The 12,897-nt window shown below is 59.5% G+C and carries 13 protein-coding genes; 8 read left to right on the top strand and 5 right to left on the bottom strand.

What is annotated here, in order from left to right; genetic code table 11:
• Window positions 1-54: 54 nt before the first annotated feature.
• A complete protein-coding gene (locus tag ACSMEV_RS12585; RefSeq protein ID WP_459205439.1) occupies window positions 55-1,212 on the bottom strand; it encodes a cysteine desulfurase family protein in 1,158 nt (385 codons plus the stop codon).
• 306 nt (window positions 1,213-1,518) lie between these two features.
• Between ACSMEV_RS12585 and ACSMEV_RS12590 the strand changes: the two genes are divergently transcribed.
• Complete coding sequence (locus tag ACSMEV_RS12590) at window positions 1,519-2,829, top strand: MFS transporter (RefSeq protein ID WP_459205440.1); 1,311 nt, start codon at window positions 1,519-1,521, stop codon at window positions 2,827-2,829.
• Window positions 2,830-2,935: 106 nt separating this feature from the next.
• On the opposite strand, the gene ACSMEV_RS12595 is transcribed toward ACSMEV_RS12590, so the two are convergent.
• Both ACSMEV_RS12595 and ACSMEV_RS12600 read right to left on the bottom strand, forming a co-directional pair.
• A complete protein-coding gene (locus ACSMEV_RS12595; RefSeq protein WP_459205441.1) occupies window positions 2,936-4,024 on the bottom strand; it encodes an asparaginase in 1,089 nt (362 codons plus the stop codon).
• 358 nt (window positions 4,025-4,382) lie between these two features.
• Window positions 4,383-4,613 carry a hypothetical protein gene (locus ACSMEV_RS12600; RefSeq protein ID WP_459205442.1) on the bottom strand — a complete coding sequence of 77 codons (231 nt, stop codon included), beginning with the start codon at window positions 4,611-4,613 and terminating at the stop codon, window positions 4,383-4,385.
• A 220-nt stretch (window positions 4,614-4,833) separates the two neighbouring features.
• Between ACSMEV_RS12600 and ACSMEV_RS12605 the strand changes: the two genes are divergently transcribed.
• Window positions 4,834-5,160 carry an I78 family peptidase inhibitor gene (locus tag ACSMEV_RS12605; RefSeq protein WP_459205443.1) on the top strand — a complete coding sequence of 109 codons (327 nt, stop codon included), beginning with the start codon at window positions 4,834-4,836 and terminating at the stop codon, window positions 5,158-5,160.
• Window positions 5,161-5,224: 64 nt separating this feature from the next.
• Here the strand turns inward: ACSMEV_RS12605 and ACSMEV_RS12610 are convergent, their stop codons facing one another.
• Together ACSMEV_RS12610 and ACSMEV_RS12615 are read right to left on the bottom strand one after the other, a co-directional pair.
• Entirely contained in the window at window positions 5,225-5,437 is a 213-nt protein-coding gene (locus ACSMEV_RS12610) for a cold-shock protein (protein ID WP_012273095.1), read from the bottom strand.
• A gap of 157 nt (window positions 5,438-5,594) precedes the next feature.
• A complete protein-coding gene (locus ACSMEV_RS12615) occupies window positions 5,595-5,900 on the bottom strand; it encodes a hypothetical protein (RefSeq protein WP_459205444.1) in 306 nt (101 codons plus the stop codon).
• Window positions 5,901-6,240: 340 nt separating this feature from the next.
• Here ACSMEV_RS12615 and thrS point away from each other — a divergent pair, with 340 nt between their 5' ends.
• The 6 genes from thrS (at window position 6,241) to pheT (ending at window position 12,895) form a co-directional block, all read left to right on the top strand.
• The gene (thrS, locus tag ACSMEV_RS12620) at window positions 6,241-8,163 is read left to right on the top strand and encodes a threonine--tRNA ligase (protein ID WP_459205445.1); all 1,923 of its coding nucleotides are present in this window, start codon (window positions 6,241-6,243) and stop codon (window positions 8,161-8,163) included.
• Window positions 8,163-8,714, top strand: a complete 552-nt coding sequence (gene infC, locus ACSMEV_RS12625) for a translation initiation factor IF-3 (protein WP_296267683.1) — start codon at window positions 8,163-8,165, stop codon at window positions 8,712-8,714. Before thrS ends, infC begins: the two co-directional genes overlap by 1 nt.
• A gap of 60 nt (window positions 8,715-8,774) precedes the next feature.
• Window positions 8,775-8,969 carry a 50S ribosomal protein L35 gene (gene rpmI, locus ACSMEV_RS12630; RefSeq protein ID WP_028696462.1) on the top strand — a complete coding sequence of 65 codons (195 nt, stop codon included), beginning with the start codon at window positions 8,775-8,777 and terminating at the stop codon, window positions 8,967-8,969.
• Between the two features lie 28 nt (window positions 8,970-8,997).
• A complete protein-coding gene (gene rplT, locus ACSMEV_RS12635; RefSeq protein WP_003250671.1) occupies window positions 8,998-9,354 on the top strand; it encodes a 50S ribosomal protein L20 in 357 nt (118 codons plus the stop codon).
• 110 nt (window positions 9,355-9,464) lie between these two features.
• Entirely contained in the window at window positions 9,465-10,481 is a 1,017-nt protein-coding gene (gene pheS, locus ACSMEV_RS12640; RefSeq protein ID WP_296267688.1) for a phenylalanine--tRNA ligase subunit alpha, read from the top strand.
• A 32-nt stretch (window positions 10,482-10,513) separates the two neighbouring features.
• Window positions 10,514-12,895: a phenylalanine--tRNA ligase subunit beta gene (pheT, locus tag ACSMEV_RS12645; RefSeq protein WP_459205446.1), complete on the top strand. Its 2,382-nt coding sequence runs from the start codon at window positions 10,514-10,516 to the stop codon at window positions 12,893-12,895.
• Window positions 12,896-12,897: the final 2 nt, after the last annotated feature.

Raw genomic sequence — 12,897 nt, forward strand, 5'->3', positions numbered from 1 at the left:
GGCGAGTCTACCCGTTTTCGGCCGGCCACGCAGTTCGCGAGGAGCTGTAGCGGCCTACCACAAGGCCGCGCTGGCTGCGCCCAGCACCCGTGTGAACACGGCCACTGCCGCGTCCACTTGGGTTTCGGAGCTGTAGCGACCCAGGCTGATGCGTACGCTGTTGCGTGCCGCCTGCGGCGCCAGGCCAAGTGCCAGCAACACGTGGGAAGGCGCCTGGCTGGCCGAGTTGCATGCCGAGGTGGAGGAGACCGCCAGTTCACCCGCTAGGGCCGCAGCGTTGAAGCCGGGGACGTCGATGGTCAGGTTCAACGTATGCGGTACGCGTTGCGTAGGGCAGCCATTGAGGCGCACGCCAGGTAGCGCCAGCAGGCCGTCATGCAGCCGCTGGCTGAGTTGCTGGATGCGCAGATACTCGGCGTCGCCCGGTTGTCCGGCCAAGGCGAAGGCCGAACCCATGCCGACGATCTGATGGCTGGGCAGCGTGCCCGAGCGCAGGCCGCGTTCGTGCCCGCCGCCGTGCATCTGCGCGCGCAGCACCGGCAGTGCCCGCTCGCCTACGTACAGCGCGCCGATGCCTTTGGGGCCGTAGGCTTTGTGTGCGGAAAACGACATCAGGTCGACGGCCTGAGTGCGCATGTCCAGTTGCAGCTTGCCGACTGCCTGGGCCCCGTCCACGTGCAGCAATGCCCCCTGCGCGCGCACATGTTCACCGATGGCGGCGAAATCGGTGACGGTGCCCAGCTCGTTGTTGACGGCCATCAACGACACCAGACGCGTTTCCGGCCGCAGCGCAGCGGCCACCTGCGCAGGCGTGATCAACCCGTCACGTTCGGGACGCAGACGGGTCACGTCCCAACCCAGATGCTGCAGTTGATCGGCCGTATCCAATACGGCCTTGTGCTCGATGGCGCTGGTGATCAAGTGACCCGGCTGCGCCCATCCTTGGGCGATGCCTTTGAGCGCCAAGTTGTTCGACTCGGTCGCACCCGACGTCCAGACGATCTGCTCTGCCTGCGCACCGACACGCTGCGCCACCTGCTGGCGGGCCGTTTCGACGGCGTTGCGAGCGGCCTGGCCGAAAGCGTGGCCGCTGGAAGCAGGGTTGCCGAAGTGACTGTCGCGACCCAGGCAGGTCAGCATCATTTCGATGACGCGTTCGTCGACCGGGGTGGTGGCAGCGTAATCGAAGTACAGCGGGGCAGGGCGGGACATGGTGGCGATGGGCTCCGTGCGCGAGGGCGGGTCTGCAAAAGAGAACATGCTAAAGGCTGACATTTGTACAGATTTTTCGTTATCTGACTGGTTTTGCAGAAAATAGAGAAAGCTATTCCAAGAGAACCGATCTGATTAGAAAAAAATGCTATGCCTGATCCGGGATGGGTTGCAAATGGATAACCCAGTGTCGCTTCCACCACAGTTCGGCCAGTTCGAGGGCGCTCTACTGTAGGCACAACAACCATAACGCTGCCCGTTCGCAGCACACCCTCAGGCTGCCTATGGAAATCGGAGAGCATGTGCATGTCCACACCCCATGAGGTATCCCCCGCCACCCTGCGTCGGGTGATCGCAGCGTCGGCCGTTGGCAACTTCGTCGAATGGTTCGACTTCGCGGTCTACGGTTTTCTCGCCACGCTGATCGCTAGCCAGTTTTTCGCCAGTTCCGACCCCGGAGTCGGCCTGCTCAAGACCTTCGCCGTGTTCGCGGTCGCCTTTGCCCTGCGCCCACTGGGCGGGGTGTTCTTTGGCGCGCTGGGCGACCGTTTGGGGCGCAAGCGGGTGCTGTCGATGACGATCTTGCTGATGGCAGGCTCCACGACCCTGATCGGGCTGTTGCCGACCTACGCCAGCATCGGCCTGATGGCCCCGATACTGCTGACCATGGCGCGCTGCGTACAGGGCTTTTCCGCTGGCGGCGAGTATGCCGGGGCCTGTGCCTACCTGATGGAGCATGCGCCCCGCGATAAACGCGCCTTCTATGGCAGCTTCGTACCTGTTTCGACGTTCTCGGCCTTTGCTTGTGCAGCGGTGCTGGCCTATGGGTTGGAGGCGAGTCTATCGGCCGAGGCCATGGGCAGCTGGGGCTGGCGCATTCCATTCCTGATCGCCGCGCCCTTGGGCTTGGTAGGGCTCTATCTGCGCTGGCGCATGGAGGAAACGCCGGCTTTCCAGGCCGCTATGGCCGAAGGCCGCGAACATGCGCATTCGCCGCTCAAGGACACGCTGCGCAACCACGGCCGGTCGATCCTGAGCCTGGGGGCCTTCATTTCGTTAACGGCGCTGTCGTTCTACATGTTCACTACTTACTTCGCCACTTACCTGCAACTGGTCGGCAACCTGTCGCGTGCCGAGTCGTTGCTGGTGACCACCGTGGCACTGCTGTTCGCGGCATTGGGCTGTCCAGTGGCGGGCGCCATGTCCGACCGCATCGGTCGTCGTCGTACGGTGATGTTCACCTGTGGATGGGTGATCGTCTGTGTATTTCCGGCTTATTGGCTGGCCAGTTCCGGCTCTTTGCCCTACGCGTTGATAGGCGTGATCCTGCTAGCGGTCGGCGCTTTGACCAGTGGGGTGGTCACTGCGGCGCTGCTCTCGGAAAGCTTCCCGACGCGCAGCCGCTATACCGCATCGGCCATCACCTATAACGTGGCCTATACCCTGTTCGGCGGTACCGCGCCTTTGGTCGCCACGTGGTTGATCGCTCAGAGTGGCAGCAGCCTGGCGCCTGCATTCTACTTGGTTGTGATCGCCGTGCTGGCGCTGGTGGGGGGCTTGGGATTGGCGGAGACGTCACGCATCTCGTTGCACGATGAGCCGCCGCATGCGGCGTGATCTGCAAGGTTTTGCGTGATGAAGGCACTTAGCACTCGGCCGGCATTGCGCCGGCCGAGTGGTCGATGAGCCTTGCGATTATCTCAGGAGGGCCACTTGCGACCGATCAATATTCCCAGAAGATCCGCTGCAACTCTTTGCTGTCCTGGGTCTTGGTCATGGCGACCATGGCCAGAATCCGCGCTTTCTGCGGGTTCAGGTCGTGAGCCACGACCCAGTCGTTCTTGTCGTCGGGCTGTTCGGCGTTGCGCAGTACGAAACCGCCCTGATTGACGTGGGACGAGCGAATGATCTGCACGCCGTTCTTGCGTAGCTCTTGCAGGGCCGGAACCACGCGCGCGGAAACCGAACCGTTGCCAGTGCCGGCATGGATCAGGGCTTTTGCACCGTTCTGCGCGAGGGCCTTGTAGGCGGTGTCGGAGACGTTGCCATAGCTGTAGGCGATGTCCACGGCCGGCAGGGTGGTGATCTGCTTGATGTCGAACTCGGAGTTGATGGTGTGGCGCTTGGCCGGCAAGCGGAACCAGTACGATTTGCCTTCCACGACCATGCCCATCGGGCCCCAGGCGCTCTTGAACGCTTCGGTCTTGATGTTGACCGATTTGCTGACGTCGCGACCCGATTGGATCTCGTCGTTCATGGTCACCAGTACGCCTTTGCCGCGGGACTGCTGATCACCCGCGACGGCCACGGCGTTGTACAGGTTGAGCATGCCGTCGGCCGACATGGCGGTGCCAGGGCGCATGGAACCGACGACTACGATTGGCTTCTCGGTTTTCTCGACCAGGTTCAGGAAATAAGCGGTTTCTTCCAGCGTATCGGTGCCGTGGGTGATTACGATGCCGTCGACGTCCGCGCTATCGGCCAATTCGGAGACGCGCTTGGCCAGCTTGAGCAGGTCTTCGTTGGTGATGCTTTCCGAAGCGATCTGCATGACCTGCTCGCCGCGTACATTGGCCACGTCGGCCAACTCCGGCACCCCGGCGATGAGTTTGTCGACGCCTACTTTGGCTGCCTGGTAGGTCGCGCTGTTGGCCGCGCTGGCGCCTGCGCCGGCGATGGTGCCGCCCGTGGCCAGGATCACCACATTGGCGAGTTTTTTCTGGGTCTTCGCTTCTTCGGCCGACACGCTGGCCGGAAGAATGAGGAACAGCGCCAGAGCACTGGGAACGAACGTCTTGAGTGCAGCATTCATTATTGTTGTCTCTCTTTTCCGTTGAGAAGCTGTTGGCTGTAACGCGCCGAGGATAAGGCAGGTTTCGTACCATCTCTTGGTAGAAGGAGACTTTTCCTATGGCGCCGGAGTGCAGAGAGTGGATCGCGGCGTCGTTTTCCCAAAACGAGCGGTTTTTGCGGACGGTAATCCGAACGGTGTCATTGAATTTGTTCGGATTGCCGAATGATTTGTCTTGGCCGAGCTCGCGCGTTGACTCTTGCAAAATTCGCAGGTGGGTACCGAAAGGCCGGATGAACTGGTCAGCAGGGGCGAGCGGCCACGAACCTGCTTCGGCTGCCCTGTCCGGACCGAGATCGGCCGGTCTCGTAAGGCTTGCTCAGCTGGGTGTCAGACTGACAACCTGGGATGTGACTGGGGCGGTGCTTACTAAGGGCGCATGCCGTTCCAGCACTTGACCCATGAAGGTGCGCGCGGCTTCGCCGCCCAACTCGCGAACCAGAAGGTCGACCGCGATCAACATGAGCTCCTCTGGCGAAGCGGGACTGTAAGCGCGATGGCCGCCTGCCATCTTGACCTTGATATCGGCGTCCAGGGTGATGTTGCTCATGGTGGAGTCTCGTTGCAGGCCTGAAAGAGGGTTCGTCTGCATCCAAGGGCTTCATTGCGATGGACGAACCGAGACCGAATTTAGCATGCCGTGCAAAATTCAGTCACGATTAGGTTCACTTACCAAAGGCCCTAATCAGGCAGACTCAGGCGTTTTTGCAACGAATCGGCCAAGACCATGGTCGCATTAGGCAGATTCTGTCATTTGATTAGGAGGATTCATGATCCGCACTCGCGCTTCCTTGGCATCGTTGCTGATGATCGCCGCTTTAGCAGGCTGCAGCACTGATGGCCAATCAGACGCGGCGCAAGCGCCCGCAGCTGCCGCCACCCACAGCGACAATGGCCGTTGCCAAGCCAACGGCGCCGACTTCGCCATGGGCAAGCAAGCCACGCCGGCGTTGTTGGAGCAGGCACGTACCGCAAGCGGCTCTCAAATCGCGCGTATCCTCAAGCCGCATGACATGGTCACGCTGGAATATCGTTCCGAGCGTCTCAACTTGAACGTGAACGAGCAGGGGATAGTCAATCGCGTCAGCTGCGGTTGAGGATTGCCTGATTTACAGGAACAAAAAACCCGCCGTGAGGCGGGTTTTTTGTAGAACGGCCGAATTACTCCGGACGTACCTGAGCAGCCTGCATGCCCTTCTGGCCGCGCTCGGCTACGAAGGAAACAGTTTGGCCTTCTTTCAGGCTCTTGAAGCCGTCGGATTCGATGGCTTTGAAGTGAACGAACAGGTCGTCGCCGCCGCCTTGTGGGGTGATGAAGCCGAAGCCTTTTTCATCATTGAACCATTTGACGGTGCCGGTTTGGCGATTGGACATGGGTGGATCTCCAGACATTTAATTTTCGGTGGTGCAATGTTGCCAAGGCGACGCAGCACGGGGACATCATAGTGCATTTCCAGCCGTCTAGCGCCAATTACCTTCGATTAATGTTGATTCAGCTCAACAAAGCCAATGGCAATGGTGCTTTCGCGCCTCAGCTTTTGCCTGCGCAGGCCTGTGTCACCGCCGTACGGGCGCGTTCGGCCAGCTTCGGGTCGACGCCGTTCTTGCTGTCCAGCGCCTCGATTTCAGCGGTGCTGAAATTTTTCTGAATGGCTTGCGCACCGCATTGGCAGTGCGCCTTGGCGGCTTGGGCGTTCAAGCCCTGTCCGGTCGCTACTTGCTCGCACTGGCTCATGTACGCCTCGTGCTTGCCAGCGGGCCACTCGCCAGCAGTGGCGGAGAAGGGCAGTGAAAGCGCGCCGAGCGCCGCGAACGCCAACAGAGACTGAAGTCGCATAACCTGACACTCCTTGAGTTAGGTCTGATCAAGAATAGGATGCTTCACAGGGTCTGATTGGCACCCCTGCGAAGAGTTCAGTGATCACCCAGGCAGTCCAAATATTTCTGCACTGCCCGCAAACCCGCGTGCTAGCATGCTCGGCTCGCAATACGCCCAGCGGGGCATTGCGAATTCTTCTTTATTACCTTCCAGTCACTCTGGTTCGTTTCTGATCAAGCCGAAAGGCTTCTGCCGCCGTGAGGCAGGCTTCACATCGTGAAGGCAGACCGGATCTTGTACTGGCTCATCCCAACCCACGTGACCTTTGGTAGGGGTCACCACTAGGAGAGGAGGCGCCATGCCCACCATTACTCTTCCCGATGGCAGTCAACGTTCGTTCGACAATGCCGTAACCGTTGCCGACGTCGCCGCCTCGATCGGCGCAGGCTTGGCCAAGGCCACCCTGGCCGGCAAGGTCGACGGCAAGCTGGTCGATGCCTGCGAGCTCATCGAGCGCGATGCCACGTTGCAGATCATCACCCCTAAAGACGAAGAGGGACTGGAGATCATCCGCCACTCGTGCGCCCACCTGATCGGCCACGCAGTGAAGCAGCTGTATCCGACCGCGCGCATGGTCATCGGCCCGGTGATCGACGAGGGCTTCTATTACGACATCGCCTACGAGCGGCCTTTCACGCCAGACGATCTGGCGGCGATCGAAAAGCGCATGCAGCAGTTGATCGAAAAGGACTACGACGTCGTCAAGAAGATGACCCCGCGTGCCGAAGTCATCGACGTGTTCACCGCGCGTGGCGAGGAATACAAGCTGCGTTTGGTCGAAGACATGCCTGACGAACAGGCCATGGGTCTGTACTACCACGAAGAATACGTCGACATGTGCCGTGGTCCGCATGTGCCGAATACCCGCTTCCTCAAGGCTTTCAAGTTGACCAAGCTGTCCGGCGCCTACTGGCGCGGCGATGCCAAGAACGAGCAGTTACAGCGCGTGTATGGCACCGCCTGGGCTGACAAGAAGCAGTTGGCAGCTTACATCCAGCGCATCGAAGAAGCCGAAAAGCGCGACCACCGCAAGATCGGCAAGCAGCTCGACCTGTTCCATTTGCAGGAAGAAGCGCCGGGCATGGTGTTCTGGCACCCGGACGGTTGGACTATCTACCAAGTGCTCGAGCAGTACATGCGTACCGTCCAGCGCATCAACGGCTACCTCGAAATCAAGACGCCGCAAGTGGTGGACCGAATTTTGTGGGAGCGTTCCGGGCACTGGTCCAACTACGCGGAAAACATGTTCACCACCTCGTCGGAAAGTCGCGACTACGCGGTCAAGCCGATGAACTGCCCGTGCCACGTGCAGGTGTTCAATCAGGGGCTCAAATCTTACCGCGACCTGCCGCTGCGTCTGGCCGAGTTCGGTGCGTGCCACCGCAACGAGCCTTCCGGTGCGCTGCACGGCATCATGCGGGTGCGTGGCTTCACGCAGGATGACGCGCACATCTTCTGCACCGAAGATCAGGTCAAGAAAGAGGCGGCTGATTTCATTCGTCTGACGTTGGATGTCTACAAGGACTTCGGCTTCACGGACATCGCCATGAAGCTGTCCACGCGCCCCGCCAAGCGTGTGGGTTCTGAGGAGCTGTGGGACCGTGCCGAATCCGCTTTGGCCGATGCGCTCGACGAATCGGGCCTGGAGTGGGAATACCAACCGGGCGAAGGCGCCTTCTATGGGCCGAAGATCGAGTTCACCTTGCGCGATTGCCTGGGCCGTAACTGGCAATGCGGCACGCTGCAATACGATCCGAACCTGCCGGAGCGGCTGGACGCCAGCTACATCGCCGAGGACAACGCCCGCAAGCGTCCGGTGATGCTGCACCGGGCCATTCTGGGTTCCTTCGAGCGCTTCATCGGCATGCTCATCGAGCATTACGCTGGCGTGTTCCCGGCCTGGCTGGCGCCGACCCAGGCAGTGATCATGAATATCACCGACAAACAGGCCGAATTCGCCCTGGATGTGGAAAAAATGTTGGCTTCTGGCGGAATTCGTGCCAAGTCCGACTTGAGAAATGAGAAGATCGGCTTTAAAATCCGCGAGCATACTTTGCTCAAGGTCCCGTACCTTTTGGTTATAGGGGACCGCGAAGTCGAAACGCAAACCGTTGCCGTACGCACCCGCGAAGGCGCTGACCTGGGCTCGATGCCCGTCGCGCAATTTGCCGAGCTACTCTCGCAAGCGGTTTCCCGGCGTGGTCGCCAAGAATCGGAGTAATGACTATTAAGCGTGAAATGAGAAACGATAAACGTGCTGCACCGAAGGCCCCGATCAACGAGAATATCTCGGCTCAAGAGGTTCGGTTAATCGGTGCTGACGGTGAACAGCTGGGCATCGTCTCGATCCACGAAGCACTTCGTATCGCTGAAGAAGCGAAGCTGGATCTGGTAGAAATTTCTGCTGACGCTGTACCGCCTGTGTGCAAAGTCTTGGACTACGGCAAAAGCCTGTTCGAGAAGAAAAAGCAGCAGGCTGCGGCGAAGAAGAACCAGAAGATCATCCAGATCAAAGAAATCAAGTTTCGTCCAGGGACGGAGGATGGAGATTACCAGGTAAAACTACGCAACCTGGTACGTTTCCTTGAAGATGGGGACAAGGCCAAGATCTCGTTGAGATTCCGTGGTCGTGAGATGGCCCACCAGGAGCTGGGCATGGCGCTGTTGAAGCGGGTCGAAGCTGACCTCGCCGAATACGGCACCGTTGAGCAGCATCCTAAGATGGAAGGACGCCAACTTATGATGGTCATCGCCCCCAAGAAAAAGAAATAACCTCCCGGGCACGGCAGGCCTGATGGTTATGTGTAATTTTATCGAATGCGGAGTTCCAACATGCCAAAAATGAAAACCAAGAGCGGTGCTGCGAAGCGTTTCCTGAAAACGGCGACCGGCTTCAAGCACAAGCACGCTTTCAAGAGCCACATCCTGACCAAAATGTCGACCAAGCGTAAGCGTCAATTGCGTGGTAGCAGCATGCTGCACCCGTCCGACGTCGCAAAAGTCGCGCGCATGCTGCGCGTTCGTTAATTCTGGTCAAAGATAGAGGAAGTTACTCATGGCTCGTGTAAAGCGCGGCGTCATCGCTCGCAAGCGTCACAAAAAAATCCTGAAACTGGCTAAAGGCTACTACGGTGCACGTTCGCGCGTATTCCGTGTTGCCAAGCAGGCTGTCATCAAGGCGGGTCAATACGCCTACCGTGACCGCCGCCAGAAGAAGCGTCAGTTCCGCGCACTGTGGATTGCTCGTATCAACGCCGGTGCACGCACCAACGGTCTGTCGTACAGCCGTCTGATTGCTGGCCTGAAAAAAGCGTCGATCGAAATCGACCGCAAAGTTCTGGCTGACCTGGCAGTGAACGAAAAAGCGGCGTTTGCTGCAATTGTCGAGAAAGCTAAAGCCGTTCTGGCTTAAGTACCCACGACAATCATCCGCAGGCGCTTAGCGTCTGCGGGTGTAAAACGTCATCGATAGGGGAAGAGCCTTCAAAGCTCTTCCCCTATTTTTGTATCTGGAGTCTGTACATGGAAAACCTGGATGCGCTGGTCTCCCAAGCCCTTGAGGCCGTGGAGCGCGCTGAAGACATCAATGCCCTGGAACAGATCCGGGTCCAATTTCTTGGCAAGAAGGGCGAATTGACTCAGGTGATGAAGACCCTGGGCAATCTGCCGGCTGATGAGCGGCCCAAGGTCGGCGCGCTGATCAACGATGCCAAGGAACGTGTCACCGTCGTCCTCAACACCCGCAAAGCGGCATTCGAAGAAGCTGAACTCAACGCCCGTCTGGCGGCCGAGTGCATCGACGTTACCTTGCCAGGCCGCGGTCAGACTACCGGTGGGCTGCACCCCGTTACCCGTACCCTCGAGCGCATCGAGCAATTCTTCACCCACATCGGCTACGGCATCGCCGAAGGTCCTGAGGTCGAAGACGACTATCACAACTTCGAAGCGCTCAATATTCCCGGTCATCACCCTGCGCGGGCGATGCACGATACGTTCTACTTCAACGCCAACATGCTGCTGCGCACGCACACTTCGCCGGTACAAGTGCGCACCATGGAGTCGAGCCAGCCGCCGATTCGCATCGTCTGTCCGGGCCGTGTATATCGCTGCGATTCGGATATCACCCACTCGCCGATGTTCCATCAGGTCGAGGGTTTGCTGGTCGATCGCGACATCAACTTCGCCGACCTCAAGGGCACGATCGAAGAATTCCTGCGGGTATTCTTCGAAAAGGAACTGGCCGTACGCTTCCGCCCGTCCTTCTTCCCGTTCACCGAACCGTCCGCAGAAGTCGACATTCAATGCGTGATGTGTTCCGGCAAAGGCTGCCGCGTCTGCAAGCAGACCGGCTGGCTGGAAGTCATGGGTTGCGGCATGGTGCATCCCAATGTGTTGCGCATGTCCGGCATCGATCCCGAAACCTATCAGGGCTTCGCCTTCGGCATGGGTGCCGAGCGGTTGGCGATGTTGCGTTATGGCGTCAACGATTTGCGTCTGTTCTTCGACAACGACTTGCGGTTCCTCGCGCAGTTCCGCTAGCCCGTACTTGACGCATATCTCAGGAGAACAGCATGAAATTCAGTGAACAGTGGCTGCGCGGTTGGGTAAACCCGCACGTCTCTCGCGACGAATTGGTCGCCCGTCTGTCCATGGCCGGTCTGGAGGTGGATAGCGTGACGCCCGCCGCAGGCCAGTTCAGCGGTATCGTGGTAGGCGAAGTGGTCGCCACCGAACAACACCCGGATGCGGACAAGCTCCGCGTTTGCCAGGTCAGCAACGGTCAAGAAACGTTCCAGGTCGTCTGCGGCGCACCCAATGTGCGCCCTGGCCTGAAGATTCCGTTCGCCATGATCGGTGCCGAGCTGCCGGGCGATTTCAAGATCAAGAAGGCCAAGCTGCGCGGTGTCGAATCGTTCGGCATGCTGTGCTCGGCTGCAGAGCTGCAGATCAGTGAAGAGAACGACGGTCTGCTCGAGCTGGCCGCTGACGCTCCCGTCGGCGAAGACATTCGCGCCTATCTCAATCTTAACGATGCCAGCATCGAAGTGGACCTGACCCCAAACCGGGGCGACTGCCTGTCACTGGCAGGTCTGGCCCGCGAAGTAGGCGCACTGTACGGCGTACCCGTCAGCCGCCCGCACGTGCCAGCGATTGCCGCTGTGCATGAAGAGCAGCGCCCGGTGCAGGTGTTGGCGCCGGCGGCATGTCCGCGCTACCTGGGCCGGGTCATCCGCAATGTGGACTTGAGCAAGCCCACGCCGCTGTGGATGGTCGAACGCCTGCGGCGCAGCGACGTGCGCAGCATCGATGCGGCTGTCGACATCACCAACTACGTGATGCTCGAACTGGGTCAGCCGATGCATGCGTTCGACTTGGCCGAGATCAACGGCGGTATCCAAGTGCGCATGGCCGAAGAGGGCGAGAAGTTGGTGTTGCTGGACGGTCAGGAAGTTGCCCTGCGTGGCGACACCCTGGTGATTGCCGACCACGCCCGGGCATTGGCCATCGCAGGCGTCATGGGTGGCGAGCACAGCGGCGTCGACACTCAGAAGACCCGTGATCTGTTCCTGGAAAGCGCATTCTTCGAGCCCATTTCCGTGGCGGGCAAGGCGCGTTCATACGGCTTGCACACCGACGCTTCGCACCGTTTCGAGCGGGGCGTCGATTCCGATCTGGCCCGCGAGGCGATGGAGCGCGCGACGGGTCTGCTGTTGGATATCGTTGGCGGCGAAGCCGGCCCGATCATCGAGTGCGTGAGTGAGCAGCACCTGCCGCACATCGCGCCGATCACGCTGCGCGCCGAGCGTGTCAGCCAGATGCTTGGGATGGAAATGGATGCCGCTCAGATCGAGCGACTGCTCGACGGCCTGGGCTTGGGCGTACAGCCCGCAGGGGCAGGGCAGTGGACTGTAAGTGTGCCATCGCATCGTTTCGATATCAGCCTTGAAGTCGACCTGATCGAAGAGCTGGCGCGTCTGTACGGTTACAACAACCTGCCGGTTCGCTATCCGCAGGCGCGCCTGGCGCCTCAGGCACGTCAGGAAGCACGCAGTGAACTGCCAACCCTGCGTCGTTTGTTGGTCGCCCGTGGTTATCAAGAGGCAATCACCTACAGTTTCATCGATCCAAAACTGTTCGAGCTGTTCAGTCCAGGTATCGAGCCTCTACAACTGGCCAATCCCATCTCTAACGACATGGCGGCCATGCGTGCTTCGCTGTGGCCGGGTCTGGTCAAGGCGCTCCAGCACAACCTCAATCGCCAGCAGGATCGGGTTCGCTTGTTCGAAAGTGGCCTGCGCTTCGTCGGCCAGTTGGGCGATCTCAAGCAAGAGCCCATGCTCGCTGGTGTCGTCACTGGCAGCCGCGTGCCCGAGGGTTGGGCCAATGGCCGCGACGGTATCGACTTCTTCGACGTCAAGGCGGATGTGGAAGCCGTGCTCGGTTATGCGGGCAGCCTGAACAGCTTCACGTTCAAGGCAGCGCAACATCCCGCTTTGCATCCTGGGCAAACCGCTCGTATCGAGCGCGACGGCAAGGAAGTGGGTTTCGTAGGCGCCATCCATCCCGAACTCGCGCGCGCGCTGGATCTGGATCGGCCGGTATTTGTTTTCGAATTGTTATTGAGTGAAGTCGTTGAAGGGTGTCTGCCTGCCTTCAAGGAGCTGTCCAAGTTCCCTGAAACGCGTCGAGATTTGGCGCTGATCGCAGGCCGCGATGTAGCAGCCAGCGACGTTCTGAGCATTATTCGAGACCATGCAGGCGAGTGGTTGACCGACCTCAAGCTGTTTGACGTCTACCAAGGTAAAGGTATTGATCCTGATAGAAAAAGCCTGGCCGTCGGCTTGACCTGGCAGCATCCATCGCGCACTCTTAATGACGATGAGGTGAACGCCACCCTGCAAACTATTCTCACCTCGCTCGAACAGAAGTTGAACACCACGTTAAGGAAATAGCG

The sequence above is a fragment of the Pseudomonas sp. MLB6B genome (assembly GCF_054508135.1).